The sequence below is a fragment of the Methylobacterium sp. Leaf456 genome (assembly GCF_001425465.1).
GTDB lineage: Bacteria > Pseudomonadota > Alphaproteobacteria > Rhizobiales > Beijerinckiaceae > Methylobacterium.
On record NZ_LMQV01000008.1, the window covers coordinates 1 to 24,296 of the forward strand.

The 24,296-nt window shown below is 72.3% G+C and carries 22 protein-coding genes; 1 reads left to right on the forward strand and 21 read right to left on the reverse strand.

What is annotated here, in order from left to right; all coding sequences use genetic code 11:
* Nucleotides 1–171: 171 nt before the first annotated feature.
* Nucleotides 172–735: a class GN sortase gene (locus ASG52_RS08255; protein ID WP_286158987.1), complete on the reverse strand. Its 564-nt coding sequence runs from the start codon at nucleotides 733–735 to the stop codon at nucleotides 172–174.
* Between the two features lie 170 nt (nucleotides 736–905).
* Complete coding sequence (locus ASG52_RS08260) at nucleotides 906–3,035, reverse strand: marine proteobacterial sortase target protein (RefSeq protein WP_056241553.1); 2,130 nt, start codon at nucleotides 3,033–3,035, stop codon at nucleotides 906–908.
* Nucleotides 3,036–3,277: 242 nt separating this feature from the next.
* On the opposite strand from ASG52_RS08260, the gene ASG52_RS08265 reads away from it, so the two are divergent.
* Nucleotides 3,278–3,871 (forward strand): histidine phosphatase family protein, encoded by a 594-nt coding sequence (locus tag ASG52_RS08265; protein WP_056241556.1) that lies wholly within the window; start codon nucleotides 3,278–3,280, stop codon nucleotides 3,869–3,871.
* Between the two features lie 35 nt (nucleotides 3,872–3,906).
* Here ASG52_RS08265 and ASG52_RS08270 read toward each other — a convergent pair whose 3' ends face one another.
* The 19 genes from ASG52_RS08270 to ASG52_RS08360 form a co-directional block, all read right to left on the reverse strand.
* Nucleotides 3,907–4,671 carry a hypothetical protein gene (locus tag ASG52_RS08270; RefSeq protein ID WP_056241560.1) on the reverse strand — a complete coding sequence of 255 codons (765 nt, stop codon included), beginning with the start codon at nucleotides 4,669–4,671 and terminating at the stop codon, nucleotides 3,907–3,909.
* A 67-nt stretch (nucleotides 4,672–4,738) separates the two neighbouring features.
* Entirely contained in the window at nucleotides 4,739–5,752 is a 1,014-nt protein-coding gene (locus ASG52_RS08275) for a nickel/cobalt transporter (protein WP_056241563.1), read from the reverse strand.
* Nucleotides 5,743–6,405, reverse strand: coding sequence for a DUF1007 family protein (locus ASG52_RS08280; protein WP_056241566.1), 663 nt, complete (start codon nucleotides 6,403–6,405; stop codon nucleotides 5,743–5,745). Before ASG52_RS08280 ends, ASG52_RS08275 begins: the two co-directional genes overlap by 10 nt.
* A gap of 89 nt (nucleotides 6,406–6,494) precedes the next feature.
* Nucleotides 6,495–6,923 (reverse strand): cytochrome c-type biogenesis protein, encoded by a 429-nt coding sequence (locus tag ASG52_RS08285; protein ID WP_286158988.1) that lies wholly within the window; start codon nucleotides 6,921–6,923, stop codon nucleotides 6,495–6,497.
* A 197-nt stretch (nucleotides 6,924–7,120) separates the two neighbouring features.
* Nucleotides 7,121–9,121 (reverse strand): heme lyase CcmF/NrfE family subunit, encoded by a 2,001-nt coding sequence (locus ASG52_RS08290; RefSeq protein WP_056241569.1) that lies wholly within the window; start codon nucleotides 9,119–9,121, stop codon nucleotides 7,121–7,123.
* Nucleotides 9,122–9,164: 43 nt separating this feature from the next.
* Complete coding sequence (gene ccmE, locus ASG52_RS08295) at nucleotides 9,165–9,692, reverse strand: cytochrome c maturation protein CcmE (RefSeq protein WP_056241572.1); 528 nt, start codon at nucleotides 9,690–9,692, stop codon at nucleotides 9,165–9,167.
* 213 nt (nucleotides 9,693–9,905) lie between these two features.
* Complete coding sequence (gene ccmI / locus ASG52_RS08300; protein ID WP_056241573.1) at nucleotides 9,906–11,486, reverse strand: c-type cytochrome biogenesis protein CcmI; 1,581 nt, start codon at nucleotides 11,484–11,486, stop codon at nucleotides 9,906–9,908.
* Nucleotides 11,487–11,635: 149 nt separating this feature from the next.
* Nucleotides 11,636–13,051 (reverse strand): ATP-binding protein, encoded by a 1,416-nt coding sequence (locus ASG52_RS08305; protein ID WP_056241576.1) that lies wholly within the window; start codon nucleotides 13,049–13,051, stop codon nucleotides 11,636–11,638.
* A gap of 23 nt (nucleotides 13,052–13,074) precedes the next feature.
* Nucleotides 13,075–13,296, reverse strand: a complete 222-nt coding sequence (locus ASG52_RS08310) for a hypothetical protein (protein WP_056241578.1) — start codon at nucleotides 13,294–13,296, stop codon at nucleotides 13,075–13,077.
* A gap of 147 nt (nucleotides 13,297–13,443) precedes the next feature.
* Nucleotides 13,444–14,124, reverse strand: coding sequence for a response regulator transcription factor (locus ASG52_RS08315; protein ID WP_056241582.1), 681 nt, complete (start codon nucleotides 14,122–14,124; stop codon nucleotides 13,444–13,446).
* A gap of 109 nt (nucleotides 14,125–14,233) precedes the next feature.
* Nucleotides 14,234–14,605 (reverse strand): hypothetical protein, encoded by a 372-nt coding sequence (locus ASG52_RS08320; RefSeq protein ID WP_056241858.1) that lies wholly within the window; start codon nucleotides 14,603–14,605, stop codon nucleotides 14,234–14,236.
* 184 nt (nucleotides 14,606–14,789) lie between these two features.
* Nucleotides 14,790–15,029, reverse strand: coding sequence for a hypothetical protein (locus ASG52_RS08325; protein ID WP_056241585.1), 240 nt, complete (start codon nucleotides 15,027–15,029; stop codon nucleotides 14,790–14,792).
* 28 nt (nucleotides 15,030–15,057) lie between these two features.
* Complete coding sequence (locus ASG52_RS08330; protein ID WP_056241588.1) at nucleotides 15,058–15,411, reverse strand: hypothetical protein; 354 nt, start codon at nucleotides 15,409–15,411, stop codon at nucleotides 15,058–15,060.
* A 54-nt stretch (nucleotides 15,412–15,465) separates the two neighbouring features.
* On the reverse strand, nucleotides 15,466–16,035 hold the full coding sequence (locus ASG52_RS08335; protein ID WP_286158989.1) for a hypothetical protein: 570 nt from the start codon (nucleotides 16,033–16,035) through the stop codon (nucleotides 15,466–15,468).
* Between the two features lie 32 nt (nucleotides 16,036–16,067).
* Complete coding sequence (locus ASG52_RS08340; protein WP_056241591.1) at nucleotides 16,068–16,652, reverse strand: lysozyme; 585 nt, start codon at nucleotides 16,650–16,652, stop codon at nucleotides 16,068–16,070.
* 246 nt (nucleotides 16,653–16,898) lie between these two features.
* Nucleotides 16,899–18,311, reverse strand: a complete 1,413-nt coding sequence (locus ASG52_RS08345; protein WP_156383852.1) for a hypothetical protein — start codon at nucleotides 18,309–18,311, stop codon at nucleotides 16,899–16,901.
* 41 nt (nucleotides 18,312–18,352) lie between these two features.
* The gene (locus ASG52_RS08350) at nucleotides 18,353–18,790 is read right to left on the reverse strand and encodes a hypothetical protein (RefSeq protein WP_056241596.1); all 438 of its coding nucleotides are present in this window, start codon (nucleotides 18,788–18,790) and stop codon (nucleotides 18,353–18,355) included.
* 23 nt (nucleotides 18,791–18,813) lie between these two features.
* The gene (locus tag ASG52_RS28255; protein ID WP_286158990.1) at nucleotides 18,814–20,349 is read right to left on the reverse strand and encodes a DUF2793 domain-containing protein; all 1,536 of its coding nucleotides are present in this window, start codon (nucleotides 20,347–20,349) and stop codon (nucleotides 18,814–18,816) included.
* A 34-nt stretch (nucleotides 20,350–20,383) separates the two neighbouring features.
* Nucleotides 20,384–24,268 carry a baseplate multidomain protein megatron gene (locus ASG52_RS08360; RefSeq protein WP_056241599.1) on the reverse strand — a complete coding sequence of 1,295 codons (3,885 nt, stop codon included), beginning with the start codon at nucleotides 24,266–24,268 and terminating at the stop codon, nucleotides 20,384–20,386.
* Nucleotides 24,269–24,296 lie beyond the last annotated feature (28 nt).

A 24,296-nucleotide genomic window follows, 5' to 3' on the forward strand; every position in this document is an offset into this window, starting at 1 on the left:
GATCCGATGACAACGCTGAGCCCATCAATCCTCCTGTCGAGGACCAAAGGGAATCAGATCACGCCGTGCCAGGGAACCCCGAACGACTCGCAGCGGTCGGCAACAGCTCTAGGGGGTATCCGCTTCGCCATTGCTGCGTCTACAAGGAATGTCGTTCGGCCCTGCGTTGCCTTAAGGGCCAGAGCCGAATTCGGCGACCCAGCTTACTGACTCCTCCTCCGCTTCCACCAGCAGCCGCTCCGGTCCCTGCGTCAGCCCGTCGAGGGGCCAGCAGGTCGCCAGCGCAAGGCGCCGGCCTGGCGCGTCGGGATCGAGGCCGGCGGCATCCCAGCGAACCACGCGGGCCCCCGTCACGCGGAACCGCACGGTCCGCCCGTCCCGGCGCTGCACCGTGACCGGATCCCCCGGCCGCAGCCGGCCGAGGCTGCGGAACTGGGTGTCGCGATGCGCTGCATAGACGGCCGTGCCGGACTCGCCCGCCTCGGGCGTGCCCTCGACATGGCCGGGGCCGAAGGCCAGAGCCTGCCCGCTGGAGCCGGCGAGCGCCACGTAGGCCTCGCCGAGGTCGGGGAAGGTGATGCGGGCGACCGGCACGGTGTCGGCCCAGGGCCAGGGGCGGACGGGCGCCCCCTCGGCGAGCGTCCGGGCGAAGGCGCGCTCCAAGAGCACCTGCGCCAGGGCGGCCTTGGCCGGAATCCACGCTGCCTGTGCCAGGAGGGCGAGGCCGAGCACCAAGGCGACGGCCGAACCGAACGCGGGTCTCCTCCCCCTTGCGGGGAGGGGTTCGGGGTGGGGGTGGTTCAGGATGAGGCGAGAGCGGTGCCTCCTGCACCACCCCCACCTCCAGCTCCTCCCCGCAAGGGGGAGGAGAGGCGCTTGGTTCGGCGCGCGCATGGCCTTGTCCATCACGCGAGCCTGCGACCACGGGCTGCCATCAGCAGGCCGAGGCCGAGGAGGACGAGGCCGGCCAGCGCCCGCAGCTCGAAATCCGTCGCGGTCTGCGGCAGCGGCACGGAGGGGGCCGCGGCGTACTGGGCGGGGGATAAGCCGGCGCGGCGCTGGCGCGGCGGGGCAGCCTCGCTGTTGGAGCCAAACAGGGCCTCGAAGTCCCAGCCGGCGGGCAGGTTGAGCGGAAGGTCGGCGCTGGCAAGGCGCGCGTTGTGCGGCCGGCGCGGGGTGGCGTCGATCGCCACCAGTGAGGTCAGCCGCGTGGTGAGGCCGTGGTCGAGGGCGAGCCGCAGGATCGCGGCATCGGCGGTGTCCTGGCCGAGCCGGCCGGTGATCCGCGCGGTCTCGGCATCCGCGATCTTCGCCCGCGCCCAGACCTTGCCGATCCCGGCGCCGTCCACGGCCGCGTCGAGGTTCAGGACGTTCCGCCAAGGCTGCCCGCCGATCCGGCCCGTGAGGGTCAGCGTGCCCTTGGCCTCCGGCATCCACGCCGCGACGATGACGGGCTCGCCACGGTAGAGGTCGGGCATCGGCGAGGGCGTGGCGTCGGCGGCTTCCGAGAAGGTCGCGGTGAGGTCGGTGACGACGGGGCTCTCGATCTTCATCAGCAGCTCGCGCATCCGCTCGGACACCTGATCGACCGAGCGGATCTCCGTGAAGCTGCCCCGGCCGAGTTCCGCCGCGTGGCGCATCAGATAGCCGTTCGGGGCCGAGCCGATGCCGACCATGAACAGCCGCGTGCGCCCGCGCTCAGTAGCGATGGCGGAAAAGATCTGCGCCTCGTTGCCGACGGCGCCGTCGGTGAGGAACACGACCTGCCGCAGGCGGCCGGCCTCGTCGGGGTGCGCGTCCTGCAACGCGGCCTTGAGCGGCGCCAGCATCTCGGTGCCGCCGCTCGCCTCCAGCCCGGCCACGAAGCTTTTTGCTACAGCGAGGTGGCTCTCGTCGGCCGGAACGGTATCCGGGAAGATGGCGTCGTAGGTGTGGTCGAAGCCGATGACGTTGAAGCGGTCGCCCGGCCGCAGGCGATCGAGGCCGGCGAGCAGGCTGGCCTTGGCCTGCCGGATCGAGGCGCCGCCCATCGAGCCGGAATTGTCGATGACGAACACCACGTCCCGCGGCAGCGCCGGGGCAGGGGTGGCCTCGGCCGGCGGGGTGAGCACGGCGAGCACCGCCTCGGCCCCGGCCACCCGCTCGCGGAACAGGCCGATGGCGGGCTCGCTGCCGGGTGCCGGCGCCCAGGTCAGCTCGAAGTCGCGGTCGGCCGCGGTGGCGCCGTCCGCCAGCGTGATACGGCGCTCGGATTGCGAAAGGTTGTCCACGCGGATCGCGTGGGTGGCGCTCTTCACGGAGCCCAGCGCGAAGCCGGCCTTGAGGTCGATGGCGAGCGTCAGCGGGTTGACCGGCGCGTGGCGGGCCGGATCGAGCACGGGCGCTTCGATTTTTTCACGATCCGGCACGGGATCGGGCGCGGCCGGGCCCTCGGCTGCGCTCTGGACGAGCGCCGGGGCCGGGCTGTAGCGGGGCGCCGCGACCGTGGGCAGGCGAAGCGCGTAGGTGCCGCCGGAGAGCCGGACGCTTTGCTGATAGGTGATCTGCACCAGCACGGTCTCGCCGGGGCCGATATTGGCGACCGCGTTGGTGAACAGGTTCGGGCGCTGCTGCTCGGTGAGCGCGGCGGCCTTGCCCTCGGCTTTGGCCGCCTCGTAGGCGCGGCGCGCCGCCTGCCGCTCGCGGATGTCGGCGACGATCACCCGGTCGCCGACGACGAGCTTCATCGAATCGACCGCGGCGTCCTCCGGCAGAGGAAAGAGGTAGGTGCCCTCGACCCACTCGGCGGTGGTGTTGCGGAAGGCCTGGGTGATGGTGGCCCGCGCGGTCGGGCCGCTCACCGCGATGGCGGCGTCGGCCCGCAGCCGCGGCGCCTCGACCGGGGCGGCGCCCTCGCGGCGCAGCACCAATGCGCCGCTTCCCGGTTCCTCGGCGCGGGCCGGCGGGCTGCCGAAGAAGGCGAGGACGACCGCGACGAGCGGACCGATCAAGAGGTTGCGGGGCAGGCTTTGGCTTGGGACGGGAGGGTGTGACATCGGAAGGCTCCTTGAGGGTGGTGCCGGCCGGGGCCGGTTGTCCTCAAGCTCCTCCGAGCGGGGCCCTCCCGCCACGGGACGCTTTCCCCTCCTTCGGCGCAAGGCCGCACCGCGCTTGCCGGATCGGTGCGGAAACCGGCGCCGTCGCGCCGCCACGGTGACGCTTCGTCCGGTCCTGTGCGCAGGCGAGACCCGCCGTCGCGGCAGGTGGCGCGCGGCGGTGCTTCGCCTACATCGGGCTCATGTCCACGACCCGCATCCTCTGCATCCGCCACGGCGAATCGACCTTCAACGCTCATCACGAGGCGACGGGGCGCGATCCCGGCCATATCGACGCCCGCCTGTCCGAGCGCGGCCACGCCCAGGTCGCGGCCGCCCGCGCGCGGCTGCGCGACGTGCCGTTCGAACTCGTCGTGACGTCACCGCTGACCCGCGCGCTCCAGACCACGGCGGGCATCTTTTCGGATCACCCGGCCAAGCCCCAGGTGCTGGTCGAGGTGCTGCACCGGGAATGCCAGGAGAGCAGCTGCGACATCGGCCGCGCGGCCTCGGTGCTGGCCCGGGAATTCCCGGATTTCCGGGTCGATCACCTGCCCGAGACGTGGTGGTACGCGGACGGACTGGTCGGGCCGGAGGGCTGGCACGTCGAACCGCGGGAGGCGTTCGACGAGCGCGTCGCGGGTTTCCGCGAGTGGCTGCGGGCGCGGCCGGAGCGGACCATCGGTGTGGTCGGCCACTGCACCTTCTTCTACCACCTGACCGGGCGCTGGCTCGCCAACTGCGAGTCGATGGAGATCGACCTCGCCGAGGAGCCGCGCCCGCGCGCCTACGCCTGAGTGTCTCTCACAAAACTCCCGCTGCGCTGTCGCGCTCAGGAAGAAACCGGCGGTGAACGGGAGTTTTGTGAGGCACTCTGAGCGCGGGCCCGCTCCAGGCGGTCGCGGGCGTCCGTCAGATCGATCGACGGGGCCTGCCGGCCGATGCCGAGCGCCCCGTCGAGGATACCGAGCGCGGTCCCCCAGATGCCGTCGGCGAAGGGTGCGGCGCCCTCCGCCACCTCCGCGGCGCAGCGCGGATCGGAAAACGCCCGGATCGCCGCCGTCGCGGTGCGGGCGACCGCGGAGGCGTGCGCGCCGATCACCCAAGCGCGCCGGCCCCCGGCGGCGTGGGAGAGCGCCCCGCCCTGCCCTTCCGCGGCCCTCGCCGCCGAGAGCGCGGCCTCGGCATCGGGCGCGGTCTCGCAGCGGGCGGCCAGCGCCGGCAGGCCGGCCCGGTCGAGGAGCGGGGGCAGGATGCGGCGCACGCTCTCCAGCGCCAGGAACCGGGTGCGGGCGGCCTCGATCTCCGGCAGGTCGGCCGAGCCCGAGAGGCGCAGCACGAACGCCATCAGCCCCTGTCGCTCGGCTTCGGGCATCGCGTCGTTGAGGCCGAGCGCATAGGCCGCGAGGGGCTGCGAGAAGCAGGGCGGACAATCCTCGGTCGCCCTGATCGTCCGGTAGGGCAGGCCCGCCGCGACGATGGCCGCCTCGTTGATGCAGGTGCCCCCGTCCGGCCCCGGAAAGGCGTGCGAGCCTTTCAGCAGTCGCCAGTGCAGGATCGGCGCGAAGGCGTCGAGGGCATCGCCGGGTGCGGTCACGCGGGGGCTCTCCTCTGATCGGGAGGCACAGCCTGCCACGGCTTCGTGACCTTTGGCGAGAGGACGTTCAGCCGCCGACGCTCGCGGCGATCCCGGCGACGAGGGCGAGGCCGAGCACCAGCACGAAGGCCGCGGCCAGGAGTTCGAGCCCGCCGACCGCCAGCGCCCCGGCTTGTCCCCGCCCACCCGCGAGGCGCAAAGCCAGCGCCTTGGCGAAGACCGCGAGGCTCGCGAGCGCCCCGGTGGTGAGCGCGGTGCCCAAAGCCATGGCGAGCGTGGCGGCGATGCCGGCCCAGAGCATCCCCTGGCTTGCCGCGAAGACGAGGATCAGCACTGCCCCGGCGCAGGGCCGGCTGCCGGCGGCGAGCACCACGCCGGCCCGTTCGCGCCAGGTGCCGAGCCGGTCGAGCGCCGCGGCGTCGGTGAGGTGGGTGTGGCCGCAGCCGGGGGCGCAGGCGGCCGTCGGTGCATCGGAGGCGAGGGACGCGAGCCGCCCGGCCTTGCGCCACGTCACCGCGGCGCCGAGCAGCGCGACGAGGGCGAAGCTGACCGTCTCGATCAGCATGCCGGCCCGCGTCATGCCGCCCGCGGTCGCCTTCAGGACCAGCGTGCCGACGCCGACGAGGGCGATGGCGACACACGCCTGAAGCAGGGCCGCCGCCGCGCTCAAGGCGAAGCCGCGGCGCAAGGAGCGCTCGCCCGCCACGATGTAGCCGGCGATCACCGCCTTGCCGTGGCCGGGCCCGGCGGCGTGGAACACGCCGTAGGCGAAGCCCATGGCGACGAGCGGCCACCAGCCGCCGCCGGTCTTCAGCGCCGCGACCGCCCCTTGCAGGTTGCGCGAGAAGTTCGATTGGACGTTAAGCAGCCAGCCGCCGAGCCCGGTCGCGGCGGGGGCGGCCTCGCGAAAGCCGATGCCGAAGGGCGAGCGCGGCGGCGGCGCGGCGACCGGCCCGACGATCCAGGCGAGCGCACCGAGGAGGCCGGCAGCGGCGAGCACCGCCCCGGCGGCGAGCGCGAGGCGCAGGGGGAGCCGGCTCGCGGCTCCCGCTTTCGGGGCGAGCGCCGCCGTCAGGGACACGCGACGATGGCCCGGTTGGCGAATTGCTCGCCGTAATTCGAGGCGGAGGTCAGCGCCTCGAACATCGCCTCGCTCATCGACTTGCCGGCCTCCGCCACCGCCGGCTCGGCGTTCTTCGGCCGCGTCAGGGTGGTGGTGCAGCCGGCCGCCGCCCCGGGCAGGCGCACGGCGTCGGCGCCTTCCGCGAGGCTGAAGGAGACGAAGTAGGTCGGGTCGTAGACCTCGAGCGCCGCGACGCCCTTGCCCTGCACGGCGGGCGCCTTCAGCGGCAGCAGGAAGCTCAAGGTGAGCCGGTCGCCGTCCATGGCCATCCGGGATTCCCGCGGATCGGCAAAAGCCTGCTCGCGGCCCGCGACCTTGAGCTTGGTGAAGTAGGCGAATTCGGCGAGATTCGCGGTGTTCTCGATGGCGAGGCTCTGCAATTCCTCGGGCGAGAGCTTGCCGTCGCCGTTGGTGTCGAGGCCCTGCGTCACGAAGGCCGAGTAGGACGCGTCGAAGCTCCACGTGTGGCGGATGCCGGCGACGCGCCCGCCCTCGTAGGCGACCTCGGCCTTGGCCGTGACCCAGACATGCGGGTGCGCCTGCGCGACCGCGGGCAGGGCGAGGACCGCACTCGCGAGGAGCAGGCGGCGAAGGGGTGCGGCGATCGGCATGGCGCTCGGGTGAGGCTCGCTGCGGGTCGAAGACGGCGCGTCAACGCCTCGACTTCCTGCCCGGCCGATCGGGCGAAAGCAGGGCGCGCTCAACGCCGCTTGAGCAGCGCCTCGACCTCCGCGGCCTCGGCCGCGGACAGGGTTTCCGCCTTCGGCGCGCGGCGGCGCGACAGGCGCCAGATGCCGAAGGCGCCCAGCCCGACGGCGAGGAGCGGGCTCAGCCACAGCAGAAGCGTGTGCCAGCCGAAGGTCGGCCGCAGCAGCACGAACTCGCCGTAGCGGGCCACCACGTAATCGACGACCTGATTGTTGGAATCGCCCTCCCTCAGGCGCTCGCGCACGAGCAGGCGCAGGTCCTTGGCGAGCGGCGCGTCGGAATCGTCGATCGACTGGTTCTGGCAGACGAGGCAGCGCAGCCCCTCCGAGATGACGCGCGCCCGCGCCTCCATGGCGGGGTCCTTCAGCACCTCGTTCGGCTGCACCGCCAGGGCGGGAGCCGGAGCAAGTGCGAGGATCAAAGCCGATCGGACGATGAGACTCCGCCACCGACGCGATGCTTCTCCTCCCCCTTGTGGGAAGGAGGTAGGAGGTGGGGGTGGTGCAGGAGGAACCGCAGAGGTGCCCTCTGCGGGCCCCCCACCCCGAACCCCTCCCCACAGGGGGAAAAGGACGCCCGTCGGCTTGCTCGGTGACAGTCTGAAACGCCGCATCGGCCTCACTCCGCCGGCACCGCGGAGGGCGGGAGCTTGGCGCGCGCCTTGACCGGGGCGCCGACGCGCATGCGCCGGTCGGTGAGCGACAGGCCGCCGCCCGCCGCCATGATCAGCGCGCCGATCCAGATCAGCAGCACCAGGGGCTTGTGGTAGAGCCGCAGGCCGATCGAGCCGTCGGGCATCACCTCGCCGACGCTGGCGTAGATCTGGCTCATTCCCACCGTCTTCAGGCCGGCCTCGGTCACCGTCATCCGGCGGGAGGGATAGAAGCGCTTGCCCGTCTCGACCGTGCCGACGAAGTCGCCGGACGTGGTGCGCAGGGTCAGGAAGGCGGTGGTCTCCTCGTAGTTCTCGCCCTTCTTCGGGCCGACCCGGTCGAGGGTGGCGACGTAGGGGCCCGCGGTCACATGCCCGCCGTCGCGGATGGTGCCGAGGCCTTCCGTGGCCCAGCCCTGCGCAGCGATGCCGAGCACAGCGACGCCGACGCCGGCATGCGCGAACGCCGTGCCCCAGGCCGAGCGCGGCAGGCCGACGGCGCGGCGCCACGTGGTGCCGAGATCGCGGCTGCGGCTCTGGCCGTAGCCGCGGGCGCGCACCCAGATTTCGAGCGCGGAGCCGATGATCAGGTAGGCGCCGATACCGAGGCCGACCGGGGCCATGATCGGGCCGCCCCAGGTCAGCGCGGCCGCCGCGAGGCCGACGACGAGCGCCACCGCGAAGGCCGCGATCAGGCGCTGGGCAGCCGCCGCCGCATCGCCCCGCTTCCAGGCGAGCCCCTGCCCGAAGGGCACGATGAACAGCAGCGGCATCGCCAGCGGGATGAAGGTCCAGTTGAAGAAGGGCGGACCGACCGAGATCTTGTCGCCGGTCAGCATCTCCAAGAGCAGCGGATAGAGCGTGCCGACGAACACCGTGGCGCAGGCCGCGACCAGAAACAGGTTGTTCATCACCAGCGCGCCCTCGCGGGAGATCGGCGCGAACAGGCCGCCCTGGCGCAAGCTCGGCGCGCGCCACGCGAACAGGGTGAGCGAGCCGCCGATGAACACGGCGAGGATGCCGAGGATGAACACGCCGCGGCTCGGGTCCGAGGCGAAGCTGTGGACCGAGGTGAGCAGCCCCGAGCGGACGATGAAGGTGCCGACGAGCGAGAGCGAGAAGGTCAGGATGGCGAGCAGCACCGTCCAGACCTTCAAGGCGTCACGCTTCTCCATCACGACGGTGGAATGCAGCAGCGCCGTACCGGCGATCCAGGGCATCAGCGAGGCGTTCTCGACCGGGTCCCAGAACCACCAGCCGCCCCAGCCGAGTTCGTAATAGGCCCAGTAGGAGCCCATGGCGATGCCGAGCGTCAGGAAGCTCCAGGCGATCAGCGTCCAGGGCCGCACGGCGCGGGCCCAAACGGCGTCGATGCGGCCCTCAATCAGCGCGGCGACCGCGAAGGCGAAGCTGATCGAGAAGCCGACATAGCCGAGGTAGAGCAGCGGCGGATGGATCGCGAGGCCGAGATCCTGGAGGAGCGGGTTGAGGTCGTTGCCCTCCAGCGGGGCAGGCGCCACGCGGCTGAACGGGTTCGAGGTCATGATGATGAACAGCACGAACACGAAGGTGATCGAGGCCTGCACCATCAGGGTGTTGGTGCGCAGAACCGGCGGCACCGAGTTCTTGGCGGTGGCGACCCAGGCCCCGAACAGGGCGAGGATCAGCACCCAGAGCAGCATCGAGCCCTCGTGGTTCCCCCACACGCCGGAGATCTTGTAGATCAGGGGCTTGGCCGTGTGCGAGTTCTCGACGACGTTCTGGACCGAGAAGTCCGACATCACATGCGCGTAGGTGAGCGCGCAGAACGCGAACAGCAGGCAGGCGAAGGTGCCCAGCGCCGCCGGCACCGCGACCTCGCGCAAAGCCGCATCGCCCGAGCGGGCGGCCCAGGCCGGCATCACCGCCTGGACGAGGGACAGGGCCAGGGCGAGCGCCAGGGCGTAATGGCCGAGCTCGACGATCACGAATGCGTCTCCCGCGCGGTGTCAGACCGGTGCGTGGTCATGCTTATCGCTCGCTGCGCTGGCCGAGGGTCGCGTCGGCGGCCGGCTTCGGAGTCTCCTTAGAGGCCTCCGGCTTCCCCTTGCCCTCGCCCTTGCCTTCGCCCTCTTGCCAGCGCCCCTGCGCCTTGAGGGCGTCGGCGACCTCGCGCGGCATGTAGTTCTCGTCGTGCTTGGCCAGCACGGTGTCGGCGCGGAACACGCCGCCGACCTCGAGCTTGCCCTCGGCGACGATGCCCTGGCCCTCGCGAAAAAGGTCCGGCAGCTGGCCGCGATACTGCACCGGCACGGTCGCGCCGGTATCCGTCACCGAGAACTCGACGTTCTGGTCGGGCCCGCGCTTGAGCGATCCCTCGGTCACGAGGCCGCCGAGGCGGAAGCGGGTGCCCGGCGCCACGCCCTGCGCGGCGACCTCGGTGGGCGAGCGGAAGAACACGATCGAGCCGGTCATCGCCGACAGGATCAGCCCCAGCGCCAGGGCCAGGACGGCCCCGCAGCAGGCGATGAGGACGAGGCGGCGGCTCTTGCGGGTCAACGGTTCCGTCCCGGTTCGTCGGCGCGTTCTTGTCCCTCAGCGAGGCGCGAAGGGCGGCCTGACGTCTTTAGACTCGTTCGTCCGTACGGTTTCGGCCCGCGCGCCCTTCGGGTCAAGGTTGCGCGGGCGGGACCGATTGTCAGAGGCCGTCGATGGTCTCTGTTCGACGCGCTTTCTTTCGACGAACCGGCATCCACTTCGTCGGAAAGCGCGTCACGGCTTCGGCGCGAGGTCCAGTTCGCGGCCGAGCGCGTCGAGCCGCTCCACCGCGCCGGGGTTGGCGGCGAGCGCCATCCTGGCCCGGTCGAGCGCCTGGGTCGCGGCTGCGCGGTCCCCCAGCACGCCGTAGGAGCGCACGAGCCGCATCCACTCGTCGGGGCTGCCGCCCTTGGCGGCGAGCCGCCGGTCGAGGGTCGCGACCATGCCGCGGATCACCGCCTCGCGCTCGGCGGGCGGCATCACCCGGATGGCGTTGGCAGCGGCGTCGGCCTCCATGGCGACCGCGGGCCTGCTCTCCGAAGCACCGGCCTCCGACGTCTTGTTGGCCTCCGGCGATTTGGCCTCGGGCGCAGCGTCCGCGCTCGCGCCCGGCTTGCCGTCCGCGAGGCCGAGTTCGCGCGCCTGCGCGTCGAGACGTTCGCGGGCCGGCGCATCGCCTTTCAGGGCCTCGCGGGCACGGGTCAGCGCATCGAGCGCCTTGTCGCGCTCGCCCAGCACCGCGTGGGAGCGCACGAGGCGCAGCCACTCGTCGGCGGTGCCGCCCTGCTTGGCCAAGCGCCGCTCCAGCCCCTCGACCATGCCGCGGATCGCGTCGATCCGCTCGGAGGGCGGCAGCGCCTGGATGTTGGCCGCGGGCCCCGCGACGGATGAACCGCCGGTGGCAGCGCCCCCTCCGGGCGCCTCGGGCTTCGGGCCGCCCTCGGGCGTCGCCGCCGGGGTGGTCTCGCCCTTGAGGCGGGCCAGCGTGTCGCGCACCGTCGGCAGCCACGGCGCGTCGGAGGGAGCACCCTCGGCGAGGCCGGACAGGCGGCGGATCGCGCCGGCCACGTCGCCGGACTGCTCGTCGCCGCGGGCGAGATAGAACTGGGCCTTGGGCGCCTTCGGGTCGGCGGCGACCGCCCGGTTCAGCACCTTGCGGGCCTCCGGCGAGACCGAACCTTCCGCCGCGACCACCAGGGCCTCGCCCCAATCGGAGAGCGCGGAGGCGTCCTCGCCCTTGAGGCGCACGACCGAAGCGTAGGCGCGGGCCGCGTCGTCGTAACGGCCGAGCCGCATGTAGACCGGGGCGAGCACGCTCCAGCCGCGGACATCGTCGGGGTGGCTGGCGAGCCGCGCCTCGATCTGGCCGATCGCGGTCATCATGTCCTGCGCCCCGGCCCGGCTGGCGCTGCGGTCGGCCTCCGTCTGCGAGGGGAGGTTCGGTGAGCCGTAGAGGCCGTAGACGACGAGCGCGACCAGCGGGATCGTCGAGAGCGCGAAGGCGGACGCGGCGCGGCGCTGGCGCAGATGCGGCTCGGCGAGCGGCGCGACCGCGGATTTCGCCGCACTCTCCTCACGGCTCGCCCGCAGCAGCCGGCGGGCGGCCTCGGTGCGGGCGGCCTCGGCTTCGGCGGGTGCGATGAGGCCGCGGCCGAGGTCGCGCTCGATCTCGGCGAGCTGATCCTCGTAGAAGCCGGCCTCGGTCGACAGCTCCGCTCCCGCCGCCTCCTGACGGCGACGACGCGACATCGGCCAGAGCAGCGCGAACACGGCCGCCGCGGTCATGGCCGCCAGAATGAACCAGATCGCCGTCAATTGGCCCCCGAACGATAGCTCGGCCCCGTGTAGTGCCCGAGAGGAGCCCGCACGACATCGCCCCCGGGCGACACGTCGTCACGCGAAGCGCGGAGCATGCGCCTTAGCATAGGCGCGGGGCGACGTAACCTTGGCCTTGAATCACGTTTTCAGCGCTGCCCGGCGCCGGCGGGCCCGTCGCCCGGCACCTCGATCACTGCGCGCAAGCCCCCGAGGCCCGCGGCCTCCAGGCGGAAGCGGCCGCGATAGAGCGCGGCGAGGTCGGCGACGATGGAGAGGCCCAGCCCGGAGCCCGGCTTGGTCTCGTCGAGGCGGCGCCCGCGCTTGAGCACGGCCGCCCGGTCCTCCTCGGGCAGGCCCGGCCCGTCGTCCTCCACCGCGACGATGAGGTGGGGATAATCGTCCCCGCCGACCGGCGTAGCCGAGATCGCGACGCGGCTATCCGCCCATTTCGAGGCGTTGTCGACGAGGTTGCCGATCATCTCCTCGAAATCCTGCTTCTCGCCGCGGAAGCGCAGGCCCGGCGAGACGTGGACCTCGTAGGCGATGTCCTTGTCGCGGTAGATCTTTCCGAACGTCCGCACGAGGCCGGCCAGCGCCGGCTCGACCTCGGTCGAGGCGCCGAGCGTGCCGGCGAGCGCCGCGGCGCGGGCCCGGTCGAGATGGTAGTTCACCTGATCGCGCATCACCGCGGCCTGCTCGCGAATCTTCTCCGCCAACTCCGGCGGCGCCTCGCTCGAGCCGACCTCGTTGACGATGATAGAGAGCGGGGTCTTCAGAGCATGCGCGAGGTTGCCGACCTGGGTGCGGGCGCGCTCCAGGATTTCGCGGTTGGTCTCGATCAAGAGGTTGATCTCGCCCGAGAGCGGGGCGATGTCGCGCGGATACTGCCCGTCGATCCGGTCGGCTTCGCCGCGGCGGATGGTGCCGAGCGCCGTGCGCAGCGCCCGCAGGGGCGCGAGGCCGAAGCGGATCTGCAGGAGCGCGGTCGCCGCGAGCGAAAACCCGAGCAGGCCGAAGGTCATGAACAGCGAGAAGCGGAAGCGCTCGACATCGTTCACGATCTCGTCGGCGGGCCCGGCCACCCGCACGGTGTAGCGCCCCTCCTGGCCGACATCGACGTCGCGCTCGACGATGCGCAGCGTCCGGTCGTCCTGGCCGCGGCCATAGCCCTGGCGGATCTGGCCGATCGTCGCGGTACCGGCCTGATCCGGCCCTTTCAGCGGCACGCCGACCAGCGAGCGCGAGGTGCGCAGGTCCCGCGGCTTCGCGTCGGGCCGCCCGACCTGCCAGTACCAGCCCGACAGCGGCAGGTCGAAGCGCGGATCGCCGAGCGAGAAGGAGCGCGTCTCGGGATCGCTCGGCGAGACGAGATCGGTGGCGAGGTTGTTGGCGAAGACGAGCAGGCGGCTGTCGAAGGCGCGCTCGGTGTTCTCGCGATAGAGCGTGGTGAGGATGAAGGCCGCGATGACGAGGATCGCGGTGCTCGACAGGAACGAGGAGACCGCGAGCCGGACCGCGATGGAGCGGCGGCGCAGGGGGAGCCAGGCGAGGCGGTCGGTCATCGGGGGCTTGGCGGGCAGGCGCGTTAGTTCGCCGTGGCTTGCGCACGCGCCCGCTCGCGCTCGATCACGACGCGCATGTCGTCGCCGATCCTCAGGCCGTCACCGAGCAACGCGTCAGCTTCGTCGCGGTGGGGATAGCGCATCGGCTCGGCCTCGGCCGGCCAGATCGAGGACAAGGCGCTCAAGCCGGCCAGAAGGCTGCTGAGGCGCGTCCGCTGCGGTTGTCTCGAGGTCGGTGCGGGCATCGTAACCTAGCGAGAGGCGGATCGTCGGAAGAATCGCGGCCGGCCACTCGACGTGACATCGCCCCGCTCCTTCTCGAAACTAGGATGAGCCATAGGCGATTGCCAAGGCGGGCAGGCCGCTTCCTGCGAAGCGTACCGCCCTTCCGGTCAGGAACTCTTCCCCCCCGGCTGGTTCGGATCGACTAGGTAGCCCAACCCCCGCACGGTCTGGATCAAATCCACCGCGAGCTTCTTCCGGAGGCGGCCGACGAACACCTCGATGGTGTTGGAGTCGCGGTCGAAATCCTGGTCGTAGAGGTGCTCGGTGAGTTCGGCGCGGGAGACGACGCGGCCGGTGTGGTGCATCAGGTAGGAGAGCAGGCGGTATTCGTGGCTCGTGAGCTTGACCGGATTGCCGTCGACGAAGACGCGGCCGGAGCGGGTGTCGAGGGTGACGGGGCCGCAGGCGATCTGACTCGAGGCATGACCGGCCGCGCGGCGAAGAATCGCGCGCACGCGGGCCATCAGCTCCTCCATGTGGAAGGGCTTGGTGACGTAGTCGTCGGCGCCGGCATCGAAGCCGTCGACCTTGTCCGACCAGCGGTCGCGGGCGGTGAGGATGATGACCGGCGTCTTCACCCCGGCCCGGCGCCAGTTCTGGAGAACGGTGACGCCGTCCGCCTTGGGCAGGCCCATGTCGAGGATGATGGCGTCGTAGGGCTCGTTCTCGCCGAGATAGCCGCCCTCCTCGCCGTCGAACGCCTTGTCGGCGACGTAGCCGGCCTCTTCCAGCGCGGTCACCACCTGTCGGTTGATGTCACGGTCGTCCTCGACCACGAGCAGACGCACGGTCGGTCACTCCTCGATCATCGGCCCATCGCATCGGCCCTTCACCGGGAATATCTATCCGAGGCGACGTTTCTCAATCCTTCAACACCGGCAACTTCGAGCATCGGCCCTACCACTGCCCGCTGACCTGCCCCGACTGGCCATCGACCATGACTTGGACGAAGTGTCCGTCCCGGCGCAGGGCGGTGAGCAGGTAGACGAGCCCGGCATCGTGGCGGCACAGGCGGGCGCGCTGAATCTCGGCCCGGGGAATCGCTTGGCGCGCCGCGCGGATCGCGGCGATCGGCGGCACCACGCGCTTCTCGGCCACCGCCTCGCGCAGATCGGCGGGCGACAGGCAATCGTCGCCGCGGTTCATCGGCTCGCGCACCTCCGGGACCGGGGCGAGGGCGCCGGTCTCCTCGGCGAGGGGGCCGACCGCGCCCGCCGCGAGAACCGCGGCGGTCGAGACGACGATCAACAGGGCGAAAGCTTGGCGCATCGGCAAGGACATTCGCGCCGGGGCACTGAATGCGTCCTGAATGTTCGGGACGCGACACCAACCGGGAAGACTGAATGCGGATTTCGAGTGGGGTGCCATGGTCACGGGCGCGCTTCGGTGCGGGATAAGGTCGAGACCGCGGCGGGGGTTCCCCGGTGCGTTCCCGGTGTGTCCCCAGCGCAGATCAGGCCGTCCGGCCGCGCTCGGACCGGCGGTCGAGGAAGACGCGCAGGGTCAGGCACGCCAGATCCTGGCTGTCGACATGGTCGAGCGCGGCCTTGCGCAGCGTCACGATCGAGCGCTCGAAGCCGCAGACCGCCGCTTCCAGCCGGCCGGCGGCGGCGCGGCTGCGGCGGCGGGCATTGTGGGGCCGCCACGCGGCGCCCGCCCGAGACAGGCTCGGAAACCGCAGTTTCGAGAACATCGGGTTTCCCCCCGATTCGATCGTCAGGTCAGGCCCGCGGGCGGTGCTGAAGCTCGCCGAGGCGCCGAAGAATCTCTTCGAGCTTCTCGCGGGCGCGGGCGTCGCTGCGCTCGACCTCGCGGGCGATCTCGCCGGAGAGCCGGGTGAGGTCCTCCAGCACGCGGGTGCGGCTCTCCAGGGCGGCGGCCACCGCCGCGTTGGTCTGCGAGGCCCGCTCCAGGGCGGCGGCCGTGGTGCCGGTCTCCTCGATGCGCGCCTCCAGGGTGCGCAGGCCGTCGCGGTAGAGGTGCAGGCAGGCGAGGCCGAGCAGCACCGCGACGATCCAGCCGGCGCCGTCGTCGGAAAACAGCAGGCGGGCGGCCTCGATGGCGATCTTGTCCACGGCTTGGGACTCCGGAGCGACGGTCGGGGCGGGCGCATCCGCCCGCCCGCGGGGTCAGGCCGGATTGCGGAGCGGGGTGGGCATGGGGGTGGGTCCGAGGACGCGGTCGAGGGCGGGCCGCAGGGTGTTGGCGGCGGTCGCCTCCTCCTCCAGGGGCAGGGCGCGAAACACCTTGGCGGCGACGCCCTCGCCGCCGCCCGCCGCCCGGATCAGCCAGCCCGGCGCCTCGTCGAGCGCCCGCTGCACGGCGCGTGCGATCACCGCCGAGCCGAGGGGGACCGTGAGCGTGCGCCCGCGGACGGCGCCGGCAACGGCGTTGAGGGCGTAGTCGGTGGCGTTGCGCACCAGCCGCTCGACCAGCGCGTCGGTGACCAGCAGCCGCAGCGGCCCCAGGATGCGGGCGACCAGCGCGGCGACGATCGTGGCGAGCACCGGCGCCGCCAGGGCGGTGAGCCCCTGGGCCAGGGCGACGAGGCCGTCGCCCCAGGGCAGCACGATCGCGGTGGCGTCGGTGGCGTGGGCCGGGGTGCAGGCCTGAGGCACGACGAGCAGGAAGGCGCAGGCGAGCAGCATCCCCCGCAGGCCGACCGCGGAGGGCCGCGCGGCGGGTTCGGTCGTAAGCATGGCGGGTGTTCCTTGGGTTGGGGAGGGGGGTGTCAGCGGCTGCCGAGCCAGCCCCGCAGGCGGGCGAGCCAGCCGGCGGGCGGCGGCGTGTCGATGACGGGCTCCGCGACGGGCGCGGGCGAGTGGGCCGATGTCGGCACGGCGACCGGCTGCGGATCGCTGCGCCGCGCCCGCGGCAGGGCGGCCTCGTAGGGGGTGCGGAACTGGTCGTATTCGGCCTGGCGCCGCGGGATCAGCACGGCGGGGCGGTTCCACATCAGCATCGCTTCGCCTGCGCCCGCCCGGTCGCCCTCCCGCAGGCGGCGCAGCACGGTCGAGCGCAGGAAGGCGGCCGGGCCGATGTTGAAGGTGAGCGAGACCAGCGCGTCGAAGGCGTGCTGCGGCAGCGGCGCCGGCAGCGCCCCATCGACGGTGCGGACGAAGCGGGCGACGTCGCGGGCGAAGATCGCGTCGCATTCCGCCATCGTGATGCGCAGGCCCGCGCGGGGCAGAGGCGGCCCGGCGGCGGCGGTGTGGCCGACGCCGATCGTCCAGATGCCGACGCTGTCGCGATAGGCCTCCAACCGCCGCCCCTCGCGCGCGATGAGAGCGGCCTCGCCGATGCGGCTGAGGTCCATGGTGGTTCTCCGGGGGTGGAATGCGCGCGTCCGGCCCGGCGCGTTCGGGCGTGTTATCGAGTCGTCGAACGTCGGACGTGCCGCCGAATCGGGTCCAAGGCTAAACCCGAGCAAGCAAGGGTGCGACAGTCTATTATATATCGACAGTCTATTTTACCTTGGCGGGGCGGACGCCTAATACCGAGGTAAACGCAGGCTCGAATTCACTCGCGTCCGACGCCAATCAGGCCCCGCCCCCGCGTCGGCTCAGTTGATCTCGGCGGTGTGACTGAAGAAGAAGAACGACCCGCTGACCGCAGCGCTCAGCGCGCCGACGAGCGTGATGCTCGTGCCACCCTGATCGCCGTAGGTCGCCCCGCCCGCGTCCGCGCTACGGTTGACGAGCGCGCCGGCCGAGCCGTGCTTGAGCGTCACGCCCACAGGAAGCGTCAGCGCGACCGAACTCGGGGCGGCGGTGTGCGCAATTTGGATGCTTCCCTGGAGCCGGATCGTCTTACCGGCGATCTCGTAGCTGACGCGGTTGCTCGTGACCGTCACGCCCGAGCCGCCGTAGGGCGTGTAAGTCGGGGTGTAAGTGATCCAGGGCCCGCCCGTGACACTGGATGCGTTGCCGCTGGCGTCCGTCAGCGTAAGTGCGCCGCCCGAGGTGACGGTGAGGCCAGCGACCTTCGTGCCGGTGCCATTCTCCCAGACCATTTCTTGGCCCGTCTTGACCCGGATCGGATCATTGGCCGCGAAGGTCGCGCGCGACAGGTCGATGCCGTGAGCCCAGAAGCCCCAGGTCTGACCGACGTTTGAGGGTGCGAGCGCCGCGTTGGTGCCGCCCCAAAAGGAAAAGCCGCGACCGCCCTGGCCGCCGATGCCGGTGGATGCTGGAACGAGCGCATCCCGGTCGGTGGCGTACCCCGTATAGGTGCGAGGATAGGCAAGATCGTCACTGCCGAGGCGAATCGACTTATTGGACGACCGGGAGACGATGAAGGCATAGGTCGCGTTGGTGCCAATGCCCGGTGCGCCAGGGAAATTAGCCTCAGGCACGAAGTTGAGGCCGCCGACCTGCTGATACGGCACGGTGCCGCTGTAGGTCGTCGGGCTGGACGGGCTGGCCTGATAACCCGTGTCGGCGCCCCGGTTAGTCATGTTCCATTCGGCGACAGCGGCGCCCACATTACCAGTCTGCATCGGCGGAGAGCCAACGAAAAAAAATTGCCCAAGCCTCGATTGCGTATTGGTAGCGTGCGTGCCGCGGAAGTCGGCGACGATCTGTTCTGCAGCGTCGAAATTCGGATTGGTCGCAGAGGAAATATAGGTCTGACCGAGGCCAATGGCCGTGTTGGGCCCCGTATTGGATGTGTAAATCTCGTTTAGGGTTGCGGTGTCGCGCGGCGACGCCACTGTGGGCGCCACCGAAACCGCACCGTTCACCCGAACCGGGCCGGCGAAGGTAGGTGCAGAAAGCGGCGCCTTTCCGGCAATCAGGTTGGCGAGCGTGCCCGCAGCGGCGTCCGCCGAGGGGGTCACCGACATCCCCGAAACATCCCCGGTCGAGCCGGGACCGGTGATGGTCAGGCGCTCGGTCGTGATGGGGCCGGTGCTCTGGGCATAGGCCGGGCCGGCTGCGAGAACGGACAACGACAGAATTTGCAACGAGTATTTCATAATATTCTCCTCACACAGACTGATGAAATTCAGTCATGCCTCTACAAGCCGGCGCCGCTGCGCCAGAGCTCGTCCATCTGCGCGTCGGACCAGCCCAGCGCGTGGGCCAGCGCCAGGGTGCTCGGATGGGCGCGCTCGAACGTCGTCGCGCCGGAGACCTGCATCTCGGCGGCGAAGCGGTCGTCCGGGTCGGGGATCGCGTCGATGGCGGCCTGGAGCGCCGTCGGCACCTCGCCGCGCTTGACGAAGGCGAGCGCCTCCGCCCGCGCGATCACGCCGAGATCGGCGAGCGCCTGGGCGAACTGGCGGTCCGAGATGGCGGGGAGGACGGTGGAGGGCACCGGTGCGCCCCTCAGCGGCGTGCCGTCGTCGGGCTCGATGCGCTGGCCGTCCGGCGGCGCGTAGGGGGACGAGCCGTCCCACTCGACGACGTTGCACTTGCGGCCGGTGGCCGCGTCGATGATCTGATAGCGGGCCATGGGTCTCCTCCTTGGGGTCCTCCTCAACCGCGGGCGAAGATCCAGACCTCGCCGCGCGCGCCGTTGCCGCCGGCGCCCGAGGCCGCGCCGTTGGCCGAGGCGCCGCCGCCGCCGCCGCCGCCGCCGCCGGCGCCGCCGCCCGGACTTCCCGCGCCGCCCGCGCCGCCCGCGACCGTGCCCGCCGCGTTGCCGCCCGCCCCGCCGCCGCCCGATCCACCGAAGCCGCGCTGCCAGGGCTTGGCCGCGCCGACGCCGCCGTTGCCGCCCGGCGCCGCGCCGCCCGTGGCGGTCTGGGTCACCCGGGAGCCGGCCAGCAGGTGGCCGAAGCCGCTCTGGCCGCCCGCGCCCGGCCCATCCGCCGAGGTCAGCCCGCCGCCGGCCCCGGCCCCGGCCGAGGCGCGGATGCCGTTGTTGCCGCCGCTGCCGGCCCCGCCGGAGCCGGCGGAGGCGCCGCCGTTGCCGTTGCCGTAATCGAGGGTGATCGTGCCGCCGGCTAGGCCGGCCGCCGCGGCACCGGTCGAGCCGCCCTGGCCCGCGGTCCCGCCGGCGCCCTGGACGATGCCGAGGCCGCCCGAGACGACGCGGGTGTTGCCGCCGTTGCCGCCGGGATTGCCGTTGGTGCCGTCGGCGGTGACGGCGGCCCCGCCGAGGCCGCCCGCGCCGATCTCGATGGAGAGCGTCGCGGCAAGTTCGCTCGCGGGATAGGTCGCGGAGGCGAGGCCCCCGGCCCCGCCCCCTCCCCCGCCCGTGCGCACGCTGCCCGCGGCCCCGCGCCGGCCGGAGCCGCCGCCCCCGGCGCCGCCGATCGCGACGAAATCGACCTCCCGCGCCCAGTCCGGCTTGGTCCACGAACCCGTCACGGTGACGACCGTGACCTCCTCGCGCAGCGTGCCCTTGGCGAAGGTCGCCACGCCGGTCGTGCGCTCCACCGTGAGCACGTCGATCCACGTGGCGCCGTCCGGGCTCACCCGCAGGCCGAGATTGTCGCTGCCGACGAGGCCGATCTCGGCGCGGCCGGCAAAGCCCGTCTGGAGCAGCATCGACAGCACGTTGCCCGCCGCCTGCTTGTTGAGGGTGTAGCGCAGGTCGCCGGTGCCGCCCTCGGCCGTGGTCAGCGCGGTCCAGAGCGCCTTGTTGAGCTTGGCCGCGAAGGGATTTTGCGCGTCGGCGGCGGTACCCAGCCCGAGGCGCGTGAGGTTCTGGAGCGCGGTGAAGGTCGAGCGGAACGCGATCCAGGCGCCGCCGACGAAGCTGTAGATCTCCGCCTCGTCGGCCACAAAGGCGAGCCAGCCCGGCCGCGGCACCCGCGAGAGCCACGCCCCGTCCTGATAGCGGGCGATGCGCCCGGCCCAGCCGGCCCAGGCGCCCGACGGGTCGGCGGCGACGATGTAGCGGTCGCCCTCCGCCGGGTTCGCGGGCGGGGCGGCCAGATCCTTGTCGATCACCGCGAGCTGGACCAGCGCGTCGAGGAGTGCCAGCGCCTCGTTGTGGGTGACGTGCTTCTGTGCCTGGCCGCCCGCGATCAGCGGCAGGGCGAGGCTCGGGGTGGTGTCGGCCATGACTCTACTCCGGTGACTTTGGCTCCGATCAGGATCAGGTGCGGACGCTCACCCGCGCCCGGCACGCGGGGCCGCGCCCGCCGACGGTGCCGAGCTGCGCCACCGCGAGGTCGATCTCGGTGACGGGGCCGCCGAAATCGGCCGCCTCGTCCGCGTAGAGCAGGCTCGGGCCGGTGGCGGTGAGGCTGCGCCGGAGCGCGCCGTCGGGTCCGAGGATGTCGACGGCGTAAGCTTCCGAGGCCTCGTCGAGGGGCAGGTCGGCGGGCTCCCAGGCATCCGAGTCGCGCCGGGCCCGGCGGGTCCAGGAGAGCCGCAAGCCCCCGGCCTCCCGCCGCGCCCGCAGGTGGACGGGCGCCAAGGGGACGAAGGCGACGAGGCCCGCACTCGCCTCCAGGCCGACGAAGGCCGGATCGGCCGGGTCGCGGCCCGCCGGGCCGATCCGGTAGAGGAAGCGGCGTCCGGCCTCGTCCAGGCGCTCGACCAGGGGCACGACCGCGTCGTCGTCGAGCCGCACGATCAGGCTGCCCGTGGGCGCGGCGCGGCCCGCCGCCGCCTCGCTGCCCGCGAGCCCGCGCAGCAGCGTCGTCAGTCGCCACGTATCCGGCCCGGTCAGGGTCGCACCGGCCGCCGAGAGGATTTCGACGACGCCGTCCGGCCCGACCAGGGCGAACAGGTTGACGCCCGAGAGCGCCGCCGCCTCCGTGACGGCACCGAAGCCGTCCGCATGGCGCAGGCGCACGTCGAGCCGGGCGTTGCGGTCGAACCGCCAGAGGGGACCCGGCGGCAAGGGCGACAGCGTCTGCCCGAGGCAGGCCGGATGATCGACGAGGCGGTGGAGCCCGAACGGCGCCCCCTCGCCCGCCGAGCGCCAGACCGCAACCGAACCGGGCCAGGGCTCGGCGGCGACCGCGAGGTAGGAGAGCGGGGTCGGCTCGCCCCGCGTCACCGGCAGATCGAGGGCGCGGGCGAAGACCGGGCCCGGCAGGGCCGGCGGCGTCCGTCGCGGGGGCGCGGCCGAGCGGACGGGACGGGCATCGCGCCCCGCCACCGGCACGCCTTGCGTCTCGAATCGGCGGCCTTCCGGCGAATCGTCGATGCGGGCGATCCGGTGGAGGGCACCGCCCGGCAGGCGCAGGCGGTCGCCGGGCTCCAGATCGAGCCGGCGCGGGCTCAGCGCCAGCGCCGCGGTCTCGCGCCCGGCAAGGCTCGCGTCGAGCAGCGCTTCGGCCAAGTCCTGCGCCGCGTCGCGCCGCGTCACCAAAGCCGCCTCGACGCGCACCTCCCGCCGCCGGGCGCCGCCGGGGCGCTGGGCCGCGGCGGAAGCCCGGCGGTATTCCGCGCTCTCGCCGTCGGAGAAGCCGATCTCGACTGCGCGGGGCAGCGCGCTCTCCTCGGCCCGCACGAGCCGAAGCGGGTCGTCGTCGCGCTCGGCCAGAACGAGGTCGTCGGCCGCGATGGTCACGGGCGGACGGCCTTCGAGCCCGCCGACCCGCAGGGTGCCGGCGGAGACCGAGACGTCGAGGCCGTAGAGGCGGGCGAGCGGCTCCAAAGCCTCGCGGGCCGAGAGCGGCCGGTCGAGGACGTAGCCGTCGAGGAAACCCGTGGCCTCGATCGCGGCCGGCGCGTCGATGCCGAGATCGGCCAGGATCGCGGCGATCAGCCGGTCGAGGTCGAGGCCTTCGATGCGCCCGGTGATCCAGTGGCCGAGCGCCCAATTCTCGGCGTCCGACCACACGCTGCGGAAATCCGGGAAGGCGGGATAGGGCCGCGCGTCCCAGGCCCAGACGAACACGTCCTCCGGCGCGATCATCCGCCCGCCGTAGAGGGGCGAGACAGGATTATGAGCCGGCTCAAAGTTTGGGGCGGTGGGGTCGAACCGTGTGAGGATCGCCTCCAGGCCGCGGATTTGAATGAGATCGTCGCGGTTGCCCCGCGAGAAGGACGGCGCCGCGTTCTCCGAGGATTTCGGATCGGGGAAGACGTTCGGGCCGTTGGTGCCGCGATCGACCGCCGGAACGCCGATCTCGGTGAGCCAGATCGGCTTCGATTTCGGCACCCAGGCGGTCGGACCGGTCTTGACACCGTTCGCCCGCTCGACATGCGGGTTCGACCACCACGCCACCAGATCCTTGGCCCGGTAGACCCACGGCTTCTGGTAAGTGCCGTCGGTGATCGGCGTGCGCAGCTGCGCGGCGCGGTCCTGCGGGCTCGCGTAGAACCAGTCGAATGCCTCGCCCGCGCCGAGGCGGTTCTTGAGATAGGCGCGGTCGTAGACGCTTGCCGCCTCCGCCGCGTCGCGATGACCGGCGCCGTCGCGCCAGTCGGAGATCGGCGGGTAGTAGTCGATGCCGACCGCGCTGATCGCCGGATCGGCGAAGAGCGGATCGAGGGGGAAGCGTAACGAGGCGCCGCCCTCGCGGACATGGGCGCCGTACTCGGTCCAGTCGGCGGCGTAGACCAGGGCGACATCGGGGCCGAGATAGGCGCGCACTTCGCCCGCCAGCGCGCGGAAGCGCTCGACCGCCGGATAGCCGCTTAGGCCCCGCACGCGGGTGAGGCTCGCGAACTCGCTGCCGAGGATGAAGCCGGCGAGAGGATTGCCCGCATCGGCCCAGCCGGCGGCGAGGGCGGCGTAGTGCAGAATCATCGCCCGGTAGCCCTGCGGCCCGGTGAAGAAGGTTTGGACCTGATCGGCAGCGGTTTGCGTGCCGTCCGGGCTGCCGGGCAGGCCGGGGGCGGGATCGCAGGTGATGCGCCCGCGCCAGGGGTAGGGCGGCTGAGTGCCCGCTGGGTTGCGCGGGTCCGGCAGGGTGTTGCCCGCGGCCACGTCCATCATCACGAACGGGTAGAGCACGGGGGCCAGCCCGCGGCGGGTCAGTTCGGCCACGAGGCGGGTCAGGCCGGCATCGGAGGGCGTGCCGCCATAGGCGGCGACGTCGCCGGAGCGCGAGACGGCGTCGGCGCTTGCGCGGGTGCGGCCAGCAACCGCCCAGTCGGCGCCCTTGGTCACTTTGGCCGCGGAATCGACCCGCGGCGTCACGGTGCAACGGCCGGCGCGCAGGTCGTCGCCGAACCAGCTCGCCACCACCGAGACCCGCACGAGGTTCGGGCACAGCGCCTGCAGCGCGTCGAGGGAGGCGATCACGTCGCTCGCGCCTTGGAGCTGAAACCGGTTAGCCGGCTTCGTCGCGCCGAAACCGGCATCTTCGCTCACCGGCAGCGGATCGAGCCCGAACTCGGTCGAGCCGGGGATGAGGCAGACGGCGCGAACCTGGTTCGCCAGCCCCTCGACCGGGCGGATCACCTCGAAGGCGAATTGCGGGATGCGGTTGCCGAATTCCGCAAGCGGCAGCCGCTCGAACACGATGTAGGCGAGGCCGCGATAGGCGGGCGCGTTCTCAAGCCCCTCCTTGGCGACGATCAGCGGGTCGGCTGCTTGCGTCGCGCTGCCGGTGTGGATGCGGTAGCTCAGCGTCGTCAGGTCGAGTTCGGTGCCGTCGGCCCAGATGCGGCGCACGAAGGCGATCTCACCCGCGCAGAGGCCGACGGCGAGGTCGGCGAAGTAGCTGTAGGCCGTGCGCACGACCTTCTGCCCGCCGCCGCCCTTCGCGCCGGAGCGCGAGCGCTCGACCGTGGTGTTGGCGACCTCCAGGGGCCGCGTCGCCCAGATCAGCGTGCCGCCGATGCGCGCCCGCCCGTAGACCCGCGGCACCGGCGCGCCCTCGGTCGAGGTGAGGCCGGCGACATCCGTGAGGCGCGGCCCCTCGACGAAGCGGCCCCCGCCCGCGCCACCGAACAGGGCGTCGTCGAGCGCCGCGCCCCCGGCCGCGCCGACGATGCGACCGATCATCCCGCCGATGGGCCCGCCGAGCGCATTGCCGACCGCCTCGCCGGCCGTCTGAAGGACGATCGTCGTCATGGCGGATCCTACGTGCGGGCGGTGAGAA